The organism is Microbacterium sp. W4I4, from assembly GCF_030816235.1.
Classification (GTDB): domain Bacteria; phylum Actinomycetota; class Actinomycetes; order Actinomycetales; family Microbacteriaceae; genus Microbacterium.
Window position 1 is genome coordinate 2132847 of the sequence record NZ_JAUSXT010000001.1, and the last position, 21303, is coordinate 2154149.

Annotated in this window: 20 protein-coding genes and 2 pseudogenes; 11 read left to right on the top strand and 11 right to left on the bottom strand. The window is 69.1% G+C overall.

Annotated features, from left to right (window positions below):
• Nucleotides 1-57: 57 nt before the first annotated feature.
• Nucleotides 58-993: a carbohydrate ABC transporter permease gene (locus QF046_RS09990; RefSeq protein ID WP_307369265.1), complete on the top strand. Its 936-nt coding sequence runs from the start codon at nt 58-60 to the stop codon at nt 991-993.
• Complete coding sequence (locus QF046_RS09995; protein ID WP_307369267.1) at nt 993-1913, top strand: carbohydrate ABC transporter permease; 921 nt, start codon at nt 993-995, stop codon at nt 1911-1913. The genes QF046_RS09990 and QF046_RS09995 overlap by 1 nt, the downstream gene beginning before the upstream one ends.
• 118 nt (nt 1914-2031) lie before the next feature.
• Here the strand turns inward: QF046_RS09995 and QF046_RS10000 are convergent, their stop codons facing one another.
• Together QF046_RS10000 and QF046_RS10005 are read right to left on the bottom strand one after the other, a co-directional pair.
• Nucleotides 2032-3642, bottom strand: a complete 1611-nt coding sequence (locus QF046_RS10000; RefSeq protein WP_307369269.1) for a beta-galactosidase — start codon at nt 3640-3642, stop codon at nt 2032-2034.
• A gap of 46 nt (nt 3643-3688) precedes the next feature.
• Nucleotides 3689-3892: pseudogene (locus tag QF046_RS10005) on the bottom strand (hypothetical protein); the annotation flags it as partial.
• Between QF046_RS10005 and QF046_RS10010 the strand changes: the two are divergent.
• Nucleotides 3878-4906, top strand: a complete 1029-nt coding sequence (locus QF046_RS10010; RefSeq protein WP_307369272.1) for a LacI family DNA-binding transcriptional regulator — start codon at nt 3878-3880, stop codon at nt 4904-4906. The pseudogene QF046_RS10005 and the gene QF046_RS10010 overlap by 15 nt on opposite strands.
• A gap of 67 nt (nt 4907-4973) precedes the next feature.
• The gene (locus QF046_RS10015) at nt 4974-5639 is read left to right on the top strand and encodes a DNA alkylation repair protein (RefSeq protein WP_307369274.1); all 666 of its coding nucleotides are present in this window, start codon (nt 4974-4976) and stop codon (nt 5637-5639) included.
• A 174-nt stretch (nt 5640-5813) separates the two neighbouring features.
• Here the strand turns inward: QF046_RS10015 and QF046_RS10020 are convergent, their stop codons facing one another.
• Both QF046_RS10020 and QF046_RS10025 read right to left on the bottom strand, forming a co-directional pair.
• Nucleotides 5814-6938, bottom strand: a complete 1125-nt coding sequence (locus tag QF046_RS10020) for a hypothetical protein (RefSeq protein WP_307369276.1) — start codon at nt 6936-6938, stop codon at nt 5814-5816.
• A 489-nt stretch (nt 6939-7427) separates the two neighbouring features.
• A complete protein-coding gene (locus QF046_RS10025; RefSeq protein ID WP_307369277.1) occupies nt 7428-8486 on the bottom strand; it encodes a DUF998 domain-containing protein in 1059 nt (352 codons plus the stop codon).
• 32 nt (nt 8487-8518) lie between these two features.
• On the opposite strand from QF046_RS10025, the gene deoD reads away from it, so the two are divergent.
• Nucleotides 8519-9229, top strand: a complete 711-nt coding sequence (deoD, locus tag QF046_RS10030) for a purine-nucleoside phosphorylase (protein ID WP_307369279.1) — start codon at nt 8519-8521, stop codon at nt 9227-9229.
• 15 nt (nt 9230-9244) lie between these two features.
• Here deoD and QF046_RS10035 read toward each other — a convergent pair whose 3' ends face one another.
• From QF046_RS10035 to QF046_RS10055, 5 genes are read right to left on the bottom strand one after another with little or no spacing between them, the layout of a single operon-like run.
• Nucleotides 9245-10147, bottom strand: coding sequence for a carbohydrate kinase (locus tag QF046_RS10035; protein WP_307369281.1), 903 nt, complete (start codon nt 10145-10147; stop codon nt 9245-9247).
• Nucleotides 10144-11652, bottom strand: a complete 1509-nt coding sequence (locus tag QF046_RS10040) for a glycoside hydrolase family 32 protein (protein ID WP_307369283.1) — start codon at nt 11650-11652, stop codon at nt 10144-10146. The genes QF046_RS10035 and QF046_RS10040 overlap by 4 nt, the downstream gene beginning before the upstream one ends.
• Nucleotides 11653-11657: 5 nt before the next feature.
• Nucleotides 11658-12491 carry a carbohydrate ABC transporter permease gene (locus QF046_RS10045; protein WP_307369285.1) on the bottom strand — a complete coding sequence of 278 codons (834 nt, stop codon included), beginning with the start codon at nt 12489-12491 and terminating at the stop codon, nt 11658-11660.
• An 8-nt stretch (nt 12492-12499) separates the two neighbouring features.
• Nucleotides 12500-13441, bottom strand: coding sequence for a carbohydrate ABC transporter permease (locus tag QF046_RS10050; protein WP_307369287.1), 942 nt, complete (start codon nt 13439-13441; stop codon nt 12500-12502).
• Nucleotides 13441-14823: an extracellular solute-binding protein gene (locus QF046_RS10055; RefSeq protein ID WP_307369289.1), complete on the bottom strand. Its 1383-nt coding sequence runs from the start codon at nt 14821-14823 to the stop codon at nt 13441-13443. The genes QF046_RS10050 and QF046_RS10055 overlap by 1 nt, the downstream gene beginning before the upstream one ends.
• A 177-nt stretch (nt 14824-15000) precedes the next feature.
• Here QF046_RS10055 and QF046_RS10060 point away from each other — a divergent pair, with 177 nt between their 5' ends.
• The 3 genes and pseudogenes from QF046_RS10060 to QF046_RS10070 all read left to right on the top strand — a co-directional run bounded on the left by QF046_RS10060 (nt 15001) and on the right by QF046_RS10070 (nt 17106).
• Entirely contained in the window at nt 15001-16026 is a 1026-nt protein-coding gene (locus QF046_RS10060; protein WP_307369291.1) for a LacI family DNA-binding transcriptional regulator, read from the top strand.
• 47 nt (nt 16027-16073) lie between these two features.
• Nucleotides 16074-16469: pseudogene (locus QF046_RS10065) on the top strand (aromatic acid exporter family protein); the annotation flags it as partial.
• Nucleotides 16470-16662: 193 nt separating this feature from the next.
• The gene (locus tag QF046_RS10070) at nt 16663-17106 is read left to right on the top strand and encodes a hypothetical protein (RefSeq protein ID WP_307372916.1); all 444 of its coding nucleotides are present in this window, start codon (nt 16663-16665) and stop codon (nt 17104-17106) included.
• Between the two features lie 24 nt (nt 17107-17130).
• On the opposite strand, the gene QF046_RS10075 is transcribed toward QF046_RS10070, so the two are convergent.
• A complete protein-coding gene (locus tag QF046_RS10075) occupies nt 17131-18762 on the bottom strand; it encodes a SulP family inorganic anion transporter (RefSeq protein ID WP_307369293.1) in 1632 nt (543 codons plus the stop codon).
• Nucleotides 18759-19121, bottom strand: coding sequence for a metalloregulator ArsR/SmtB family transcription factor (locus QF046_RS10080; RefSeq protein ID WP_307369296.1), 363 nt, complete (start codon nt 19119-19121; stop codon nt 18759-18761). The genes QF046_RS10075 and QF046_RS10080 overlap by 4 nt, the downstream gene beginning before the upstream one ends.
• A 64-nt stretch (nt 19122-19185) precedes the next feature.
• Here QF046_RS10080 and QF046_RS10085 point away from each other — a divergent pair, with 64 nt between their 5' ends.
• The 3 genes from QF046_RS10085 (at nt 19186) to QF046_RS10095 (ending at nt 21262) form a co-directional block, all read left to right on the top strand.
• Nucleotides 19186-19542 (top strand): zinc ribbon domain-containing protein YjdM, encoded by a 357-nt coding sequence (locus QF046_RS10085; RefSeq protein WP_307369298.1) that lies wholly within the window; start codon nt 19186-19188, stop codon nt 19540-19542.
• Nucleotides 19543-19631: 89 nt separating this feature from the next.
• Nucleotides 19632-20426: a hypothetical protein gene (locus QF046_RS10090; RefSeq protein ID WP_307369300.1), complete on the top strand. Its 795-nt coding sequence runs from the start codon at nt 19632-19634 to the stop codon at nt 20424-20426.
• On the top strand, nt 20423-21262 hold the full coding sequence (locus QF046_RS10095; protein WP_307369302.1) for a hypothetical protein: 840 nt from the start codon (nt 20423-20425) through the stop codon (nt 21260-21262). The genes QF046_RS10090 and QF046_RS10095 overlap by 4 nt, the downstream gene beginning before the upstream one ends.
• Nucleotides 21263-21303: the final 41 nt, after the last annotated feature.

The window sequence follows — 21303 nt, forward strand, 5'->3', positions numbered from 1 at the left end:
GCGGAGGACACGACCCGTGTCCTCCGCCGGTGCCGTTTCGAAAGGTGAGATGACGCAGTGAGCACCGAGACCATCAGCAGGAGCCTCCGCACCCGGGGCTTCCGCGCACGCCAGGAGTCCCGCACGGGCTGGCTGTTCATGGCGCCGTTCGCGGCGCTGTTCCTCATCGTCTTCCTCGTGCCGATCATCATCTCGGTGCGCGCGGCGTTCTTCTCCCAGAAGCCCTCCGGCGGCGGACTGTTCGGGGGCGGCGAACTGGTGGACACCTTCGTGGGCTTCGACAACCTCGCCGCGGCCGCTTCCAACGAGGTGTTCTGGATCGGCATGGGACGCGTCGTGCTCTACGCCGCGCTCCAGATCCCGGTGATGATCATCGCGGCCCTCGCCCTGGCACTGCTGCTGGATTCTTTCCTCGTGCGGCGCCCGGCCTTCTTCCGTCTGTCGTTCTTCCTGCCGTTCGCGATCCCCGGGGTCATCGCCGCGATGATCTGGCTGTACCTCTACACGCCCGAGGTCTCGCCCTTCATCCCGTTCCTGCCCGCCGGCGTGGACTTCATGGCTCCGGGCACGATCCTCGCCTCGATGGCGAACATGACCACCTGGACCTACACCGGCTACAACATGCTGATCTTCCTCGCAGCTCTCCAGGCCATCCCGCGCGAGCTGTACGAGGCCGCGCGCATCGACGGCGCCGACGGCTTCCAGATCTCGATGCGCATCAAGGTGCCGATGGTGCGCGGGGCCGCGCTGCTGGCGGTGCTGCTGTCCATCATCGGCACGATCCAGCTGTTCAACGAGCCCGTGATCATGGAGGGCGCCAACTCCTGGATGGGACTGGACTACACGCCGATGATGCTCACCTACAACTCGATGATGGGTGAGATCTCACCCTCGGGCAGCGGCCCGGCATCCGCGTATTCGCTGCTGCTGGCCGTGATCGCGGGCCTGCTGGCCGTCGTGTACGCATTCGCGCAGCGCAGGAAGGCATCCTGATGAGCACCACGACCTTGATCGCCTCGGCCACCTCGGCCATGAAGAAGCGTCGCATCGCGGCATCCGCCGACCTTCCGCCGCGTTCCATCGCCCCGGGACCCGTGGCCCGCACCTTCGGGATCATCGCCCTCGTCGTGGCGATGCTGTACTTCCTCGTGCCCGTGTTCTGGGTGTTCGTCGCATCCACCAAGAGCAACGCCGACCTGACGAACACCTTCGGCTTCTGGTTCGCCGAGTGGAACCTGCCCGCCAACTACGACAGCCTGATGAACTGGACGCAGGGCAACTTCTGGCGCTGGGTCGGCAACTCCGTGCTGTACTCGACGGCAGCGGGCGTGATCGGCACCCTGTTCGCCGTGATGGCCGGCTACGCCATCGCGAAGTTCGCCTTCCCCGGCAAGAAGATCGCGGTCGCCGTGATCATGGCAGGGCTCCTGCTGCCGGTGGCTCTGCTGACCGTACCGCTGTACATGGAGTTCCACGCCCTGGGGCTCACGAACACGATGTGGGCGATCATCATCCCGTCGGCGGTCTCCCCGTTCGGCGTGTTCCTGGGCATGGTCTATGCCGAATCGTCCGTGCCGACAGAACTGCTCGAGGCCGCCCGCATCGACGGCGCGAGCGAGCCGCGGATCTTCTTCACGATCGCGCTGCGCCTGCTGAGCCCGGCGATGGTGACGATCTTCCTGTTCGTCTTCGTCGCCACCTGGAACAACTTCCTGCTGCCACTGATGATGATCTCCAGCGCCGAGCTCAAGCCGGTCACGCTCGGCCTGTACGGCATGATGAGCTACTTCGCGCCCGAGAAGGGCGCTGTCATGCTCGGCGCGCTGCTGGGCGTCGTGCCGCTGATCATCCTGTTCTTCACCCTGCAGCGCTACTGGCGCAGCGGACTGGCTGCCGGCGCCGTCAAGGGCTGAGGCGCGAACGGCGCGCCCCCGGCCCGCGCCCCCGCGAGAAACCACATTCCGCACGAAAAACCACGTCCTGCATGATTTCTCATGAAGGACGTGGTTTTTCGCGGTTCGGGAGCGGATGCTAAGACCCGATGAACTCCTCGGCGGGGCCGAAGGACGGCTGCTCGCGGATCTCGACGCTCGCGCCGAGCCGGTCGGTGTCGAGCACCACGATCTCGTTCGCACCCTCGCGCCACAGCGGTGCGGGCGCGTAGAGGGTCTCCTGCGGGCCGCGCTCCCAGTAGCGGCCGAGCAGGAAGCCGTTCAGCCAGACCATGCCCTTCGCGCCGCCGGGGAACGCCAGCCAGGCGTCGGCCGGGTGCGGGACGTCGAGTGCTGCGGTGGCGATTCCGGCAGCATCCGCCGCGGCATCAGCGACCGGGCTCGGAACGGCATCACCGAGGATGCGGTGATCCCAGCCGTGCACGAAGCGGCGACCGCCGATGACGACGCCGTGCAGGATGCCCTTGTGCTCCCCCACGAACGGGCCGTAGTTGATGCGGCCGAGGCTCTCGACGAGGATCGTCAGCCGGCCTCGTCCGCCCGCTGCGGGCAGGTCGACCTGGTGCGCGCCGTCGTGCTCGAGCGTGCCGAGGCGCACGTCGTCGAGGTAGATCGTGGCGCGGTCGCGCAGACCCAGGATGCCGATGGTCGTCGCCTCCGGGAAGGAGATGTCCGACTCGTAGGAGACCAGGCCATCCTCGGCACCGAGCTCCTCGAACGTCGACGGTGCAGGCGTGTGCGCGGCGACCGGCATCGAACGCACGGCATCGAGCAGGGACGCGGTGGCGATCAGGGCAGCGCTCGCGGCGGGCTGGAAGGTCGGCGCCGCCGGAAGCTCCGGCAGCCCAGCCGGGTGGAACGGCGCGAACGCCTCCCGCAGGGCGTGGAACTTGGCGTTCACCGTGCCGTCCTCGCCGATCGGAGCGTCGGAGTCGTAGCTGGTGACGGTGGGCTGAATGCGCGTGCCGTCGTGGTTGGCGCCGTTCCAGAACCCGAAGTTCGTGCCGCCGTGCGCCATGTACAGGCTCACCGAGCCGCCGGCGTCGAGAAGCTCCTGGACCGTCCCGACCATGCTCGCCGCCGAGCGCACGTGGTGCTGCTCGCCCCAGTGGTCGAACCAGCCTCCCCACAGCTCGCTGCACATCAGGTGCTGCCCGTCGCGGCACAGCGCGACGGCCGCCGGGACTCCGGTGCCGAACGTGAAGGTGCCCATCACGCCGGGCACGCTGCCGTGCTCGACCATGTCGGAGGTGGTGCCGTCGGCCGTGGTGAGCATCTCGACCATGCCGCGCGAGACCAGCCCCGCGCGCAGGTGCGCCAGGTAGTCGGCGTCGCTGCCGAACGAGCCGTACTCGTTCTCGACCTGGATCAGACGGATCGGCCCGCCGTTCGCGGCCTGCAGCGGAGCGAGGAGCGGGATCAGCCGGTCGTACCAGGCATCCACCGCGGCGAGGAACACGGGGTCGGAGGTGCGCAGCGCCCGGGTGCGTGCCGACACCCAGTGCGGGATGCCGCCGTTCGACCATTCCGCGCAGATGTATGGGCTGGGGCGCACGAACACGTCCAGGCCGAGCTCGCCGGCGATCCGGATGAAGCGCGGCAGGTCGCGCCAGCCGGTGAAGTCGTACTCCCCCTCCACGCGCTCGTGGAAGTTCCAGGCGACGTAGGTGTCGACCGTGTTGGCGCCCATCCGCTGCGAGTCGACGCAGCCGGTCCTCCCACTGGTCAGGATGCACCCGGAAGTAGTGCACTGCTCCGGAGAGGATGCGGTGCTCCGCGCCGTCGCGGAGGATCCTTCCGTCACGCCAGGCGAGAGAGGGGGATGCTGAGGTGGTCATGTATCTCCAGTGACAAAATGTTTGCGCTCCCATTGTGGCATCATCCGGGAGAATGAGCCAGGCGGGACTCGTCGCTAACATGGCCTCATGTCTCCGCTTCATCCCTCCGACGATCGAGCCCCCAACCAGGTCGACGTCGCACGTCTCGCCGGCGTCTCGACGCAGACGGTGTCGCGGGTGATGTCCGGCCAGCAGAACGTGCGCCCGGAGACCGCCCGGCGCGTGCTGGCGGCCGTGGATGAGCTGGGCTATCGCGTGCACGCGGCGGCCGCCTCGCTGGCATCCGGTCGCACCCGCATCCTGGGCCTCATCGTCGTCTCCACCGACCGCTACTCGACCGCCGCGCTGAGCGTCGGCATCGAGCAGGCCGCCGCCGCCAACCGGTACACGGTCACCACCGCGGCCGTCTCCGACCATGCCTCCGATCAGGCCTTCATCGACGCCTTCGACCGTCTGGAGCGCCAGGGCGCGGAGGGCGTCATCCTCAGCGTGCCCGTCGAACTCGGCAGCGCCGCGATGCGCCTGCGCACCGCCCGCACACCGTCGACCCGCACCGAGCGCGCAACCCTCGACCCGGAGGCCCCGCTCATCGTCGATCAGGGCTCCATCACCCGTCTGGCCGTCGAGCACCTGCTGGATCTCGGCCACAAGACCGTCTGGCACGTGTCGGGCGACCCGCTCTGGCTCGAGACCTCGCAGCGCCAGCAGGCCTGGGAGCAGGTGCTCACCGAGCACGGGATCACGCCGCCACCGGTGATCCCGGGCGACTGGACCCCGGAGTCGGGATACCGCGCCGGGCGGACCATCGCGGCGATCCCCGAGGCGACCGCGGTGTTCGTCTCCAGCGACGAGATGGCCTTCGGACTGATCCGCGCGCTGCACGAGGCCGGGCGCAGCGTTCCCGACGAGATCTCGGTGGTGAGCGTCGACGACATCGCCCTCGCCGCGTTCGCCTCCCCGGCGCTGACGACGGTGCGCCAGCCCTTCGAGGCGATGGGCCGAGCCGCCGCCCTGCGCCTGATCACACAGCTCGAGGGCCGCGCCACCGAGGACGAGATCCCCGACGTGACCCCCGAGCTCATCGTGCGCACCTCGGCGGCGCCGCCGCGCGCCTGAGACGCGGGCGTCCGCGTCCGATCGTGACACCCCGCCCGCTCCTCAGACGACGGAATACGCTGGAGACATGTCATCCATGACCGCTCCCGAGGCCCTCGCCGAGCTCGCCGCGCTCGAGGACCCGAAAGCCCGTACCGTGAACGAGCGGCACGGCGATGCGCACGGCGTGAACCTGTCGAAGATGCGCGCGCTGGCGAAGCGGATCGGGATGTCGACCGAGTTCGCGCGCGAGCTGTGGGCCACCGGCGATGTGGCCGGTCAGCTGCTCGGGCTGCTGATCGCGAAGCCGCGGGAGCTGTCGGCGGACGAGATCGATCAGATGGTGCGCACCACCCGCAGCGCGAAGGCGCACGACTGGACGGTCAACTACATCGCCAAGAAGTCGCCGCTCGCCGAAGAGCTGCGGTTGCGCTGGTTCCACGATGCGGATGCCGATGCCCGCGCGGCCGCCTGGTCGCTGACCTCTGCGCGCGTGGCGAAGGATCCTTCCGGGCTGGATCTGGACGGGCTGCTGGATCGCATCGAGCGCGAGTTGCGCGATGCTCCGTCGCGCGAGCAGTGGGCGATGAACGAGACGCTGGCTTACATCGGCATCCACCACCCGGCCCTGCGCGAGCGCGCCCTGGAGATCGGCGAGCGTCTGCAGGTGCTCGCGGACTACCCGACGCCGCCGAACTGCACCTCGCCGTTCGCCCCGCTGTGGATCGCCGAGATGGTGAGCCGCCAGGGCTGAGCCGGGGCGCGGCTGAGCCGGCGCGCGGCTGCGCAGGTCGCCGTCGCGCGCGCTGGGCGCTGCGCGCCACGCGCCACGCCATCCGCCACGCCAGCGCGCCATCCGTCGCCCGCCGCGCCACCCGCCACCCGCCACCCGGCACCCGCCGCGGATGCGGGATGCCGGGGCGTGCGCTCAGTGGTGGAAGAGGCGCAGCCCGGTCGTGACGAGGTCGATGTCGTGCTCGGATGCCGCGGCGGCGACCTCGTCGGAGCGGGTGGATCCGCCGGGCTCGACGATGGTGCGCACGCCGTATTCGGCGGCGTGGTCGACGTTGTCGCGGAAGGGCAGGAAGCCGTCCGAGACCAGGGTGACGTCGTCGAGCTTCTCGGCCCATTCCTCGCGCCAGGTGCGCTCGTCGTAGCGGGCGGATGCCTCGGCGCCGAAGAGCTCGGTGAACTCCGCCTGCTGGGAGCGGGTCATCTCGGCGCCGGCGAAGCGGATCTGCCAGTTCAGGCGGTCCTGCCGCCGCATGCCGTCGACGAGCGGAAGCTCGCGGACGAACGGATGCCGTCGCAGCCACCACACGCGCGCCTTGTCGCCGGCGAGGCGCACGCAGTCCACGCGGTTCTGCTGCCCCGCGCCGATGCCGATCGCCGCACCGTCGCGCACCAGCACGACGGAGTTCGACTGGGTGTAGCGGGCCGTCGCCATGCCGAGCAGCGCGTCGCGGCGGCGGGTCTCGTCGAGCGCACCGGCGGGGAGCGCAGCAGCGAGATCGGCGGCATCCCGATCCTGCTCGATGATCGCGCCCAGCACCTCACGACGCTCGCGCGCCGGCGGCTGCCAGTCGGTGCCGGCGTCGAAGATCAGGAACCCGCCGGACTTCTTCGCACTCAGCGTCGCGACCGCGCCCTCCTCGTAGCCGGGGGCGATCACGGCATCGCAGATGACGGTGCGCAGGAACTCTGCGGTCTCGGCATCCACCGGGCGCGACAGCGCCACCACGTCGCCGAACGACGACTTCGGGTCTGCGTCGCGAGCGCGCACGTACGCGGAGATCAGGCTGTCGGCGGCGGCATCCGGGGTGCGCCAGGTCTCGGCGGCGACCTCGTCGACGGCACCGGCGAGCGCGGCGCCGGCGGGCGAGACGTGCTTGAACGACGCGGCGGCGGGCAGGCCACCGGCATCATCGGCCTCGCGCACGAGCGCGAACGCGTTCAGGGCGTCGAGGTAGTTGATCAGCGAGGGTGCGCCGCCTATGACGGCGGGGCCCCCTTCGACCGTGGCGGACTGGTGCGGATTCATCCCGTAGCGCACGGGTACTCCCATCTGTGATGGGCACCCAGGCGGACGATGCCGTACTTGCGCTCCCTGCCGGTCATCCGGCTTCGCCAGTCGCACCTCCAGGATACCGGGCGCCCCGCCCCCGCCACGCGGATGGAGAACGTCGGCGCGAGGGCCCCGGAACCCGCACATTCCATCCGTGACCGCGGCGCGCGGATGGAAAACGTCGGTGCGAGAGACCGCGAACCCGCACTTTCCATCCGCACGCTGTCAGCGTGGATCAATAACGTCGCTGAACGGGCTCGGGAACGTGCACTTCTGATCCACGCCAGCAGGGCGCAGCGGCGCCGACCTCACGGATGGAAAACGTCGGCAGGAGGCCCGCGGAACCCGCACTTTCCATCCGCACCGGGTCCGAGGAGATGGAGAACGTCGCCGGGGAGGGCCGGGAAGCCGCACTTTCCATCTCTGCGCCGGCGGCGGCCGTACAGCCCGCGTGCGGCGGCAGCCGCGGCCAGGGGCTCAGCGCAGCGGGGACCGGCGGGCGGAGGGGCGCGAGACGTCGGGGGCGAGGATGCCGAGCAGCTGGACGAGCGTAGTCAGCCACAGCAGCACGAGCCCGACGACCACGGCCTCCAGGGCGGCGACCGAGAGCACGCGCAGCCCGAACGCGAGGACGACCGCGATCACGATGAGCGCCACGAGCACGATCGTGAGCACGCGCAGCATCCGCAGCTCCGCCATCAGCACCGTCACCATGATCACCGCCGCGAGCAGCAGAGCGAGCGTCGCGAACGCGGCGATCGCGTGCGGGATCGGCACGCTGTCCAGCGGCAGCAGGCCGACGGCAGCAAGCGCGAGCCCAGCGCCTGCCCAGGCGATCACGACGGCCGCGATGCCGCGCAGCGCGTCATCGCCCAGCATCCGGTGCAGATCGCGGCCGAGGTACGAGCCGGTGGTCGCGATCAGAAGTCCTGCGATGAGCACCGTGCCGTTGAACGCCCAGCCGCCCGTGCCGATGCCGAGCTGCGAGAAGCTGCGTTCCCACCAGGCGGTGTCGGTCGCGGTGAGCATCGCGAAGAGGGTTCCGATGATGAGGAAGGCGAACAGCAGGGCGGCGAGGTCGCGGGTGCGCAGGCGGATGCCGGCGTCGAACGCCATCCTTCCGCCCATCGCGGATGCCACCGCGGTGAACACCCCGCCGCCGACGGCCGGCAGCTGCAGCCCCTGGAGCCCGGCGGCCAGCACCTCTCCGGCCAGCAGCACACCCAGACCGGTGACTGCGGCGAGCGCGACCGTGACCGCGACGGCGCTGATGTTCGAGACGACGGCCTGCCAGCGCGGCATCGGCGCGGTCTCGCCCGGCCGATGCATGCGCGTGCTGACGATGAACGCGACCGCGGCGATCAGGCCCGCCACCACGGCGACCGGCATGATCACCGACCCGTCGCCGCTGAACGGACGCGCCGCACCCCACAGCACGGCGGTGCCGGCGAGCAGGCCGAGCGCGAAACACGCGGCGGTGGCCCACAGCATCCGCCGCTGCTCGCGCAGCATCCGCTCGACGTCCATGCCCTTCATCGAACCACGCCGCGCCGACATACGCTGGAGGCATGAGCACGCACATCGCCGCAGCGCCCGGACACATCGCCCCCATCGTCCTGTTCCCCGGAGACCCGCTGCGGGCGAAGTGGATCGCCGAGAACTTCCTCGAGGATGCGACGCTGTACAGCGAGGTGCGCGGGATGCTCGGCTTCACCGGCACCTGGAACGGGCACCGCGTCTCGGTGCAGGGCTCCGGCATGGGCCAGCCGTCCATGGCGATCTACGCCAACGAGCTTTTCGACTCCTACGACGTGCAGACCATCGTGCGCGTCGGTTCGTGCGGCGCGCTCACCGAGAAGGTGAAGGTGCGCGACATCATCATCGCCAACGGCGCGAGCACGGATTCCGGGATCAACCGGGTGCGCTTCCACGGGCTGGACTATGCGCCGGTCGCGGACTTCTCGCTGCTGCGCGCAGCCGTCGAGGCGAGCGAGTCGCTCGAGCTCGCCGACACCGTGCACGTGGGCCAGCTCTTCTCCAGCGACCAGTTCTACAGCACCCGCCCCGAACTCACCGCGCCGTTCGTCGAGCACGGCATCCTGGGCGTGGAGATGGAGGCCGCGGGCCTCTACACGCTCGCCGCCTACTACGGGCGCCGAGCCCTGGCGATCTGCACGGTCAGCGACCACATCGTCACCGGCGAGGAGACCACGGCGCTGGAGCGCGAGCAGACCTTCGGCGACATGATCGAGATCGCACTGCGCGCCGCGACCGCCTGAGCACCGCCGGCCGGGTCAGGACTGCCGGACCGACCCAGCTGCGAGTTCGTCCGAGTGGGGCGGATTTGCCCCGACTCGCGACACCGCGATCGCGGCGGAGGTGAGCGCCGTGTCCAGCGCGCTCGTCACGAGCTGCGCCGGGATCGGCGCACCGCCCGCGATGAGTCGGTCTGCGCCGTCGCGGAGCAGGCCGAACAGCAGGCCCGACATGAACGCGTCACCGGCACCGATCGTGTCCGCGACGGTCACCGGCAGTGCGGGGCGCTCGTACACGACGCCGTCGACCAGCGCGAGTGCGCCCTCCGGACCGCGGGTGACGACCGCGAAGCGGGTGCCGCCGTCGGCGAGCTCGCGCAGCACGTCGGCCGGGTGCTGTCCGGGACGAAGCCAGGCGGCGTCCTCATCGCTGAGCTTGACGATCTGAGCCGAGGCGGCGAGCGCGAACACTCGGTCGGCGGCGGCGGGCCCGATCACGGCGGCTCTGATGTTGGGGTCGAAGCTTCGCACGGTTCGGGCGGGAGCGGCTCGAAACGCCTCCAGCAGCGCGGACGATGCGGGCTCGCGCAGCGCGCCGATCGAGCCCGTGTGCACCAGCTCGTACTCGTCGATCGCGGGAATCGGGATGTCGCCGTGCAGCCGGAACGCATACTCCGCCCTGCCGTCCGCGTCGAGGTCCACGGATGCCGTCCAGGACGGGCCCTCGCTCCGCGTGCCCGCGCCGAGCTGAACACCGTCGGCGGCGAGGTGCGCCCGAATGAGGTCACCGTGCCCATCGGATCCGATCCACGCATTCAGCTCCGACGGATACCCGAGCCGGGTGAGACCGACCGCCACGTTCATCGGCGAGCCGCCCGCGTGACTCTCCCCACCGACGACGACGTCGACGAGGGCCTCGCCGACGACCGCGATCCGCGTCACACGGGACTCCCGTCTCCCGCATCCGCGAACAGCGCCCGAGGCGCACGCGCGGACAACTCATCCACCTGGACGGCGGCACCGATCGCCACGAGCTCCACGTGCGTGATCGCGGACCCGACCAGATCGGTGAGAACGGCGGCCCCGCCGTCGGCGAACACCTCGATCGATCCTCGCCCGCCGCCCGCGCCGTCCACCCAGATCTCCGCTTCCAACAGGTCGCGGGTCGCCAACGGCATGCGCTCGACGCTGCCGAAGGAGGCCGGCATCCCGGATGCGCCGACCGTCCGGTCCAGGCTCAGCTCGCCGTCGGCGAATCGCAGAACGGCCGAGGGCCCCTGCTCACTGCCGAAGCGCAGCTCGACGGCGGCTCCCCGGTCATCCGCTGCCTCATCCACGCGCAGGCGCACGCGCAGTCGCACCTGCGGTGCGAGGGCGAGCTCGAGCGGCGATCCAGTCAGGACCCGCTGTGTCGGGGCCTGATCATCCGGGTCCGTGACCGGACCGATCGGCGTCTGCACCAGGCGGATCCGTCCCCCTCTCCGCGAGAGCGACAGCCGGCGCGCGATCGTCATGGCACCGCGCTGAGGGCTCGCAGCATCCACCGGCAGCAGACCCGCGTAGTCCCAGTTGCTCATCCATGCGATCAGGATCCGCTCCTGGTCGGGCAGGCCCGAGAACGTCACGCCCGCGTAGCAGTCCCGCCCGTGGTCGAGCCAGTCGCACGCTTCCAGCTCGGCGCGGGAGTTCTCCCATCCTCGGCCCGATGCCACCGCCGGACCCGGCTCGTCGGCGACGAAGCGCACGCCGTCGAACGAGCCGACCACGTACTGCGTCCCGGACCCGCCGGCGATCCCGCCCGGGTTGAGGCTGATCAGCAGCACCCAGCGCACCTCGGACGGATCGCCGTCGACGGCGAGCGGGAACAGGTCAGGGCACTCCCACACCCCACCGGTCGCGCCGCTCGGCCCGTAGTCGGACAGGAAGGTCCACGCCTTCAGGTCATCGGAGCGGTACAGCACGACACGACGTTCGAGCGCCTCGACGGCGATCATCACCCAGTACTCGCCCGCCGGTCCCGAGTAGCGGAACACCTTCGGATCACGGAAGTCCGCCGACCCGCGGTCGAGCACCGGATTGCCCGGGTACGGCGTCCAGGTGAGCCCGCCGTCCGTGCTCGACGCGATCCCCTGCGTCTGGTGCCGACCGGGCTGGTCGGCGAGGGTGAACACGGCGACCAGCGGCGGAACACCGCCCGCGCCGAGCCCACTCGTGTCGTGCTCGTCGTACACCGCCGAGCCCGAGAAGATCTCATGCTCGACCGTGTACCGGATGGCGACCGGATGCTCCTCCCAACTCACGAGATCAGGACTGGAGGCGTGCCCCCAGCTCATGAAGCCGTGATCGGCTCCGTGCGGGTTGTACTGGTAGTAGAGGTGGTGGACTCCGTCGTGGAACACGAGTCCGTTCGGGTCGTTCATCCAGTTGCGTGCAGGACGGAAGTGCATCTCTCTCATTTCCCGGTTCCGGCGGTCAGGCCCTCGCGCAACGGCTTCTGCCCGAAGACGAACACGATCAGCGCTGGGATCATCGAGATCACGACGCCCGCCAGCACGGTGGACACGCTTCCCGTGCCGAGGTTGCCCTGCAGCGTGACGAGGCCGAGTGGGAGGGTGAAGTTCTGCTCGCTGATCGTGAGGATCAGCGGCCGGAAGAACTCGTTCCAGTGGTAGTTGAACGCCAGGATGCCGACGATGGCGAGGCCAGGAGTGGCGAGCGGCAGATAGATCCGGAAGAAGGTGCGCCACGGTCCCGACCCGTCGATCTGGGCGGCCTCGCCGAGCTCGACGGGCAGGCCCAGGAAGTACTGCCGCATGAGGAAGGTGCCGAATGCGGTCGGAAGAGCCGGGATGATGAGTGCGAGCAGCGTGTCGGCGACTCCCATGCCGCGCACCAGCATGAACACCGGGACGATGATCACCTGCAGCGGCACCATCATGGTCGCCAGGATCAGTCCGAACAGGAGCTTCTTCGCGCGGAACTCGTACCGTGCGAACACGTAGCCCGCCATCGCCGCACTGAGCATCTGCCCTGTGGCGATGAGGAGCGTGACGAGCACGCTGTTCCAGATGTACAGCCAGACCGGGATCTTCGTGAAGACGTCGGTGAACGCCCCGAACCCGAACGAAGTGGTGTGCGTGACCGCGTCGGACGGTGTGAGCGCAGTGATCACGGTCCAGATCACGGGGCCGAGCGTGAGCGCGGTGGCGACGATCAGCACCACGAAGGTGCCGATGCGTCCGAGAGCGAACCCGCGACTGCGGGAGAGAACTGCTTGAGTCGACATGTCTGACCTCACCCGTAGAAGACGAAACGCTTGCTGAGCTGGAACTGGATCCCTGTGACGAGCATGATGAGCAGCGTCAGGATGATGCCGACCGCGGACGCGCCTCCGAAGTCGAGCTGTCGGAAGGCCGATTCGTAGATGACCATGACCGCGGTGCGCGTGTCATCGCCGGGACCTCCGCGCGTGAGCACGTACGGCTGGTCGAAGATCTGCAGGGCGTTGATGATCGCCATGACCGTCGCGACCAGCATCGTGGGGCTGATCAGCGGCAGCGTGATGTGCTGGAACCGCGCCCACCCGGTCGCGCCGTCGATGGACGAGGCCTCGTACACCTCCTGCGGCACCGCAGCGAGCCCGCCGAGGAAGAGCAGGAAGGTGAACCCGAAGTTCTGCCACACGTAGACGAGGAGCACGACGACCTTCGCCCCCAGCCCGGTCGTGAGCCAGCCGATCTTGCCGACGCCGAGCAGACCCAGGAACTGGTTCACCAGCCCGAACTCCTGGTTGAACAGGTACGCCATGACCAGTGACACCGATGCGGCCGAGAGGATCAGCGGGAAGAACAGCGTGGAGCGGAAGAACGCCCGCAGCCAGGCCGGCATCTTCGACTGCACGAGCACGGCGAGCAGCAGTGCGACCGCCAGCTGGAGTGCCACCGCGACGATCACGAAGCCGATGGTGTTCAGGAACGACACCCGGATCGTCGGGTTCGTCACGGCCCGCACGAAGTTGTCGACGCCGACGAACTCCGGCGCGGTGATGATGTCCCATCGGAAGAAGGCCAGGACCACCGACGCGATGATCGGGATGAAGGTGAACAGCCCGAGACCGATCACGGTGGGGGCGAGGAAGACGGCGATGAGCGCACGGCCTCCTCCGCGCTTGGACGCGCCGGAGCCGACGGCTCCCGGTGCGGAGATGGCGGCGGTGGTGGGGACGGTCGTGGACATCAGCGTCCCTTCAGGGCGAGCTCGAGGTCGCGCTGCATCGTCTCCAGGCCCGAGCGGACTCCGCTGCGGCCGTTGGTGATGGTGCCGACGACGTTCTTGATGAGGGCCTGTTCGACGGCGGCCTGCTGCGGGGGCGCCGGGATCGGACCGGTGGTCGGGAACTCGTCGAGGGTGTCGTAGAACACCTTCCAGTGAGCAGGGCCGACACCCGCCCCGTAGAGCTCGTCGTTCAGTGAGCGACGTGTGAGGGACGAGTCCGGCTGGGGGTGCGCGGTGCGCATGCCCTCGACCGAGACGCAGTACTTCAGCCACTCCCACGCCTCATCCTTGCGGCGCGAGGTCTCCATGATCGCGTATCCGGCCGCACCGAACTGGTGCCGCTGGCTGCGCATCTTCGGGAAGAACGAGACGTCGTAATCGTCGTTCGCGAAGCCCGCGTCCGCGAGCCCCTTGACCCAGAATCCGCCCGCGGGCGTCATGCCGACGGAACCGCGGGAGAACAGCGCGACCAGTTCGTTGCCGCCGCCCTGCGCGGGATTGGCCGCGAGGCCCTCGGATACCATGCGCTGCATCACCTCGAAACTCTCGATCGTGCGCTCGTTGAGGGCGTCGGCGTTCTGCCACAGGTAACCGCCCCCGCGCGGCTTCTCGTTCGGATAGAACTGCTTCCAGAACCAGTCGCCGCCGGTCGCCTTCTCCTCGGTGAGGATGCTGGTGTCGTTGATGTACAGCCAGGGGACGATCCCTCCCCACAGTCGGTTGTTCCAGAAATAGGGCAGGAAAGGCGGCTGCCCGGACTTCTTCATCGCCTGCGCCACGCTGAAGAAGTCGTCGAGGGACCAGTTGTCGGCTGGGCGCTCGAGCCCGGCCCGCTCCAGCGCCTTGGTGCTGTAGTAGACGTTGGCGGCGTTGAAGTTGTCCGGCAGCTGGAACAGGCTGCCCTGGTACAGGAACGCCTCGATGAGCGATGGATGCACATCGTCGAAATAGTCCTTGATCTCCGCCGCGTCCCGACGGACGTAGTCGTCCAGAGGGTGAGCCATCCGGGAGGCGAACAGCTGCGCACCCTCGGTCGCGACCGTGACGACGTCCGGAGAGGTGCCGGCCGCGACCATGGTCAGGATCTTCGCGAAGTAGTCGCCCCAGTCCGTTCCCTGGATCGCCACGATCCGCACCGGGATGTCGGGATGCTTGCGCTGGAAGCCGTCCACCAGGCTCTGCCGCGCCGCCGCGTCCTGGGCTGTGCCGAGGAGCGCGACCGTCAGTGCGTCGCTCCCTCGCCCTGGTATGTCCGCGCCTGTGAGTCGCGGCCAGGAGATCGCTGTGCCGACGATACCGAGTCCCAGCGCTCCGAGCATCATGCGTCGTGAGATGTCAACCACGTCGTCGCTCCCTTCGATAGTTGCTGAATTGATTCAGCAGAGGCAGATTAGCAACCTGCATCCGGTCCGCGCAAGACTGATGCTGAACTAATTCAGCATCAGTCGGGAGAAGGGCCCTCGGATCGGTAGGGTGGAGGGATCGTCGAGCCGACCGGCGCGACCACCGAGGGAGACGCCATGACCCAGCCACGTCCCGGCAAGCGTCCCACGATGTCCGACGTCGCGGCGCGCGCGGGGATGTCCAAGACCGCCGTGAGCATGATCCTCAACGATCGACCGGACTCTCGGCTCTCCGCCGAAGCGGCCGCGCGCGTGCGCGCCGCGGCAGACGAGCTCGGCTACCGACCGAATCCCGCCGCGCAGAGCTTGCGCCTCGGACGCACGGGCACGATCGGATTCATCTCGGACCAGGTCACGATCACGCGATATGCGTCCGGCATGATCCGCGGCGTGCTGGAGGCCGCGAAGGCTCGGGAGCGCACGGTGCTGATGACGGAGACCGGCGGCAGCGACGACCTGACTGTCGCCGTCCAGGAGATGACCGATCGACGGGTGGACGGCATCGTCATAGGGCTCATGGCCGCTCGGATGATCGATGTCCCGAAGATCCCTCATGGCGTCCCCGTCGTCCTCGTCAACGGCGTCTCCAGCGCCGACCATCCGAATGTGCTCCCCGATGAGCACGCCGCGGGCGTCGCCGTGGCGGAGCATCTGATCGAGCGCGGCCACCACCGGATCGGGATCATCGGGGACCTCCCCCAGGTCGCGGGAGACCTGCGACGTTCCGCCACGATCGCCGAGCGCTTCGCAGGGCTGGACAGCGTACTCACTCGCGCGGGCGCCGATCTGGTCCGCGTCGACGTCGACGGCTGGCGTCCTGAGGTCGGGTACGAGGAGCTGCACCGGATGCTCGACGCACATCCCGACCGCACCGCCATCATCGCCGGCAACGACAACGTCGCGTTCGGCGTGTACCAGGCGATGGCCGAACGTGGGTTGAAGGTCGCTCAGGACGTCTCGGTGGTCTCCTTCGACGATGAGGAGCTGGCGAGTTTCCAGAGGCCGGGCCTGACCACCGCACGTCTTCCGTACGAGGAGATGGCTCGCCGCGGCATCGAGATGCTCATCGGTGAGGCCGAGCTCGTCCATGAGAGAGTGCAGATGCCGCTCATCGTGCGCGACTCCGTGCGCAGGCTGCACTGAGGCGCTCACTGCGCGGATGCAGCACCCCACCCGGCTACCGTTGACGCATGCGCTTCTCCGCGATCCGCTCGGCCCGGCGGGCACCCCTGCTGCAGGTGCTGAAGTCTGCCGCGGCCACGATCGCTGCCTGGCTGCTGGCAGGCTGGCTGCTGCCCGGCCCACTCCCGGTGTTCGCGGCGATCGCCGCGCTGCTGGTCGTGCAGCCGAGCGTCAACCAATCACTGTCCAAGGCGCTGGAGCGCAGCGCCGGAGTGATCCTCGGCGTCGTCATCGCCGTGCTGCTGACGATGGTGCTGGGCCCGCAGAGCTGGGTGGTGCTGGCCGCCGTGGTCGTGGCGATGCTGATCGCCTGGGCGCTGCGCGCCTCGACCGGCGCCGCCAACCAGGTCGCGATCTCGGCCGTGCTGGTACTGGCGCTGGGTGCGTCGAATCCCGACTACGCGCTGGACCGCATCATCGAGACGCTGATCGGCGCGGCGATCGGCTTCGTGGTGAACGTCCTGATCGTGCCGCCCGTGCTCGCAGCCCCGGCCCGGCGCGACATCGGGATGCTGGGCCGCGAACTCGCGGCGTCCCTCGACCGTCTCGCCGACGCCCTGCTCACCACCCGCACCGCAACCCCAATTGCAGGAGCTGATGCTGCAGGTGCGGCTGCTGCGTCCGATGAAGGATGCCGCGGAGGCATCCCTCATCGCCGGCGAGGAGTCCCTCGCTCTGAACCCGCGCCGGTCCCGGCACCGCGACGACCTGGTCGGGCTGCGCACGCTCTTCGAACGCCTCTCCCCGGTGACGACGCAGGTCATCGGCATGACGCGGGCGTACTTCGATCACTACGACGACTCCCTGGCCGAGGACCCGGCCGTGCGGGCGATCGCCGAGCAGTTGCGCCGGGCCGGTCACGACGCCCGGCTCGCGGTGCAGGCGGCGGATGCGACGGAGCCGGATGCCATGACCTCGGCCATCCCGGCGCTCACCGCGCCGCTTGTGGTGCGGCCGCCGGCATCCGATCACTGGATCCTCGTCGGCTCGCTGATGGAGGACCTGCGCCGCATCCACGGCGAGCTGCGCGACGAGACCTGACCCCGGGCCCGCGGATCACGCGCGTCAGGCGGCGGCGCGCAGCACGTGGCTGCGGGCGTGGGCGACCGCGGCGTCCAGGTCGTCGAAGAGATGGTTCTGGTGGCGCAGTGAGCGCAGCACGCCGACGTGCTCGGCGAGCTTCAGGTGCCGAGGCTGGATGCCCTTCACGAGCACCGTGATCCCCCGGCGCTCGAGCGATCCGATCATGTCGGTGATCACCTGGGCGCCGGTGGCGTCGAGGATCTGCAGCTGCGACATGCGGATCACGACCACCTCGATGTCGCGCAGCGTGCTGACGCGCTCCATCATCCGTTCGGCCGCGCCGAAGAACAGGGCGCCCTCGATGCGGAACACGGCGATCCGCTCGTCGCCGGGCTGTGCCGCCCCGGGAAGCTCCTCGCGGTGCACGCCGCTGGCCCTCGCCAGCTGCCGCAGCGCGAAGAATCCGGCCGCGAGCACACCGATCAGCACGGCGTAGATGAGGTCGACGCTGACGGTGACGATGGCGGTGACCACGAAGACCACGGCATCCGCCCGGGTCGATCCCATCACGGCGCGCACGGTCGTCGGGGCGACCATGCGGCAGGAGGTCACCATCAGCACGCCGGCGAGCGCCGCGAGCGGGATGCGCGAGACGACGGATGCTCCGACCAGCACGATCGCGAGCAGCAGCAGGCTGTGCACGATGGCGGCGCCCCGTGTACGCGCTCCGGCACGGATGCTGACCGCGGTGCGCGCGATGGCGCCGGTGGCGGGCATCCCGCCGAAGAACCCGGAGGCGATGGATGCCAGCCCCTGTCCGACCAGCTCGCGATCGGCGTCGTAGGGGCCGGTGTCGGAGATGCTCGCGGCGACCCGGGCTGCGAGCAGCGATTCGATGGCGGCGAGCGCGGCGACGGCCGCGGCGGGACCGATAAGACCGGTGACCGTTCCCAACTCCACCGCGGGCAGCACCGGCGCCGGAAGGCCGGAGGGCAGCTCGCCGATCACGTCGACGGGGAGGTCGAGGAGCACGGCGAGGAAGCCGGCGACCACGATGGCCACCAGCGAGCCCGGGAACTTCGGTGCGACCCTGAGGCCGATCAGCATGATCGCGACGACGAGACCCACGAGCATCAGCGACCAGCCGAGCTTCGGCCAGGAGGCGGTCATCAGTGACTGCACGGCCGCGATCGCGGCGTTGGTGCTCTCCCCCGGCCGAGTCCCCGTCGCGGTCGGCACCTGCTGCAGGAAGATGATGATCGCGATGCCGAGGGTGAACCCTTCGATGACGGGCCACGGGATGTAGCTGATGGTGCGGCCGAGCCTCAGCACGCCGGCGAGGAGGACCAAGATGCCGGCGAGAAGGCAGATCAGCGCGAGAGCGCCAGCGCCCTGTGCAGCCAGGATGGGCGCGAGCACCACGACCATCGCCCCGGTGGGCCCGGAGACCTGCACGTTCGAGCCGCCGAAGATCCCGGCGACGATGCCGGCGATGATCGCGGTGACCAGGCCGCTCTCGGCTCCCGCGCCCGAACTGACACCGAAGGCCAGTGCGAGAGGCAGGGCGACGATGCCGACCGTGACGCCCGCGAGCAGGTCGCCGCGCCAGGTGCGCGGCACCGCCCGGTAGTCGGTGCGGGAGGGGAGCAGCGAAAGCAGCGCGCGGGGATTCACGCGCGTACCGGGATGTCGGGGAGCCCGTCGCGCTCGACGAGCTGCTCCCGGGTGGTCTCGAGAACCTCCCCGAGCAGGGTGCGCGCGACGCGCAGCAGATCGGCGACCTCGGGGTAGGCCAGCCGGTAGAAGACCAGGCTGCCCCGACGCTCGGATGCCACAAGACGGTTGCGACGCAGCACGGCGAGGTGCTGCGAGACGTGCGAGGCCTCGAGCTCGACCACATCGAGGAGTTCCGAGACGGATGTCTCCGGCGTGGCCGACAGCACTTCGAGGATGCGGATGCGGATGGGGTGCGCCAGGCCCTTGAACAGACCTGCCTTCACTTCGTACAACGGGCGGTTCAGGTTGCTCAGCATCCGCTCTCCTTCTCCCGACAGTAGCGATGTGATGAATTCATCATATCGCGATACCATGGCAGGCATGACCGACTCCCTTCCTCTCTGCCCCGAGTGCTCGAGCGAGCACGCCTACGAGATGGGCGCGCTGCTCGTCTGCCCGATGTGCGGGCACGAGTGGTCGCCGACCGCGGCGTCGGAAGAAGCGGATGCCGACGCCGAGCGGGTCGTGAAGGATGCCGTCGGCAACGTGCTCGCCGACGGCGACACCGTGGTCGTCACCACCTCGATCAAGGTCAAGGGCTCGCCGAAGGACATCAAGGTCGGCACGAAGGTGCGCGGCATCCGCCTCATCGATCCCGTGAACGGCCACGACATCGACTGCAAGGTCGACGGCTTCGGCGCCATGCTGCTGAAGTCGAGCCTCGTCAAGAAGGCCTGACGCCGGGTCTTCACTCCTGAGCATGGGCACAATGCCCCATACTCCGCGGGCTCGCGCGTTGCTACGCTCGGCCCCGGGGAGGGGTGGAGATGTCGACACCGAATGCTGCACGTGGCGTCACGCTGCTGGTGACATTGTCGATCGTCTGCGCCGTGCTGCTGATCGCGACCGTCACGTTCGGGGTGAGCACCCTGCTGGTGTCGAACGCCGCCGCGCGGCCCGCACCGACATCGACGAAGAGCCCGAAACCGACGGAGAAACCCGCGGATGCCGACCGCGTCGTGCAGGGGCGCGAGGTGGAAGTCGTCTCGGACCTCGATTTCGGGTACTTCTTCATGTCCACCACCGATGCCCATGGCTACACCGCGCTGTACTCGCAGATAAGCAATACGGATGCGAAGCGCGCTGCCACTGCGTTCTTCGACGTGAGTCTCTACGACGAGGACGACACGCTGGTCAGCCGCTGGAGCGCGAACGCATACCTCCTCCCCGGCCAGGCGACACTCTTCTTCAGCGTGCTGGCCGAGAACATGCTCGATGTCGCATCGATCCGCGTCGAGCAGACCAGCTTCGAGCTCGACGCCCCGATCGTGACGGGAACCGTGGTGCTGGACGAGATGCGCGGTGGCGACGGCGGTGTCGTGGAGGGCACGTTCACGTCGACGCTGAGCGCACCTGCCGAGTACACGGAAGTCGCGATTCTCGGCACCGTCGACGGTGAGGTGTTCGCCCTGTGCACAGACTTCGTCGACGTCCCCGCGAACGGCACGTTCACCGCCCGCTGCACCCTGGAGCCCACCTCGAGGAACGAACCCGAGCCCATCGGCGACTTCCCCGACGAGGCCTTCTTCTCGGCCTTCTACACACTGGACACCCCGCTGTGAACGCGCTCGAGCCGGTGAGCGGGTCCTCCGCAGTGCCTGGACGGGGCATCCTGATCGCCCTCAGCATCGCCGCGCCGGTGCTGCTGTCCACGACGGTTCTGTTCGGCACCATGCTGCTCACCGCGATCGGTGCCCGCGCAGAGGCCGTCGCCCCTCCCACAGCATCCGACACTCCCCCCTCTACGCCCGACCCGAAGGCCGAACCCGCAACGGTGCACCGCATCCCGATCACCGTCGGAGAGACGCCACTGGACTTCGGCACCTGGGTGGCGGAACCGTGGGAGGACGGAGAGGTGAGCCTGTTCGTCCCGGTGACCAACGACTCCGCCACGCAGGCGGTGACGATCTTCTACGACCTCACCGCCTACGACGCCGACGGCCGCATCCTGGACCGCGCGATCGCGATCGCCGACCTCCTGCCGGAATCCGCGCAGATCATGAGGGTGGGCACGGTGCGCGCCGATCCCGACGCCGTCGCATCGCTGGTCCTGGAGCAGACCGACATCGCCGCCAAGGCGTCGCCTTTCACAGGCTCGGTGACGATCAGCGGGATCGAAGCCACGGATCCGCAGTTGGGCGAGATCACCGCCACGATCGCTTCGACGCTCAGCCCGACACCGGAACGCGCGGACTTCCAGGCCGCCGCGTTCGTCGACGGCGAGATGATCGGTGTCTGCGACACCTCGGCGGAGCTCGCCGCCGGGGGCAATGCCGAGTCCTGTCATCTGCGACCTGTCTCGAGTGGCATCCTTCACGGCGAAGACCTGATCTTCCAGTCGATTCCGGAGGATGCCGAGCTGCGGGCGTTCCTGCACGTCGACTTCGAGCTCGACTAGGCCGGACACCTCCGCCCGAGGTGAAAGGTCCGCCCGAGGTG

Excerpts from the sequence above, each read along its gene's own strand:
- QF046_RS09995 (WP_307369267.1), top strand. The coding sequence starts at position 993 with ATGAGCACCACGACCTTGATCGCCTCGGCCACCTCGGCCATGAAGAAG.
- QF046_RS10000 (WP_307369269.1), bottom strand. The coding sequence starts at position 3,642 with ATGGGCGCCAACACGGTCGACACCTACGTCGCCTGGAACTTCCACGAG.
- QF046_RS10010 (WP_307369272.1), top strand. The coding sequence starts at position 3,878 with ATGTCTCCGCTTCATCCCTCCGACGATCGAGCCCCCAACCAGGTCGAC.
- QF046_RS10015 (WP_307369274.1), top strand. The coding sequence starts at position 4,974 with ATGTCATCCATGACCGCTCCCGAGGCCCTCGCCGAGCTCGCCGCGCTC.
- QF046_RS10025 (WP_307369277.1), bottom strand. The coding sequence starts at position 8,486 with ATGAAGGGCATGGACGTCGAGCGGATGCTGCGCGAGCAGCGGCGGATG.
- deoD (WP_307369279.1), top strand. The coding sequence starts at position 8,519 with ATGAGCACGCACATCGCCGCAGCGCCCGGACACATCGCCCCCATCGTC.
- QF046_RS10040 (WP_307369283.1), bottom strand. The coding sequence starts at position 11,652 with ATGCACTTCCGTCCTGCACGCAACTGGATGAACGACCCGAACGGACTC.
- QF046_RS10045 (WP_307369285.1), bottom strand. The coding sequence starts at position 12,491 with ATGTCGACTCAAGCAGTTCTCTCCCGCAGTCGCGGGTTCGCTCTCGGA.
- QF046_RS10050 (WP_307369287.1), bottom strand. The coding sequence starts at position 13,441 with ATGTCCACGACCGTCCCCACCACCGCCGCCATCTCCGCACCGGGAGCC.
- QF046_RS10060 (WP_307369291.1), top strand. The coding sequence starts at position 15,001 with ATGACCCAGCCACGTCCCGGCAAGCGTCCCACGATGTCCGACGTCGCG.
- QF046_RS10070 (WP_307372916.1), top strand. The coding sequence starts at position 16,663 with ATGCTGCAGGTGCGGCTGCTGCGTCCGATGAAGGATGCCGCGGAGGCA.
- QF046_RS10080 (WP_307369296.1), bottom strand. The coding sequence starts at position 19,121 with ATGCTGAGCAACCTGAACCGCCCGTTGTACGAAGTGAAGGCAGGTCTG.
- QF046_RS10085 (WP_307369298.1), top strand. The coding sequence starts at position 19,186 with ATGACCGACTCCCTTCCTCTCTGCCCCGAGTGCTCGAGCGAGCACGCC.
- QF046_RS10090 (WP_307369300.1), top strand. The coding sequence starts at position 19,632 with ATGTCGACACCGAATGCTGCACGTGGCGTCACGCTGCTGGTGACATTG.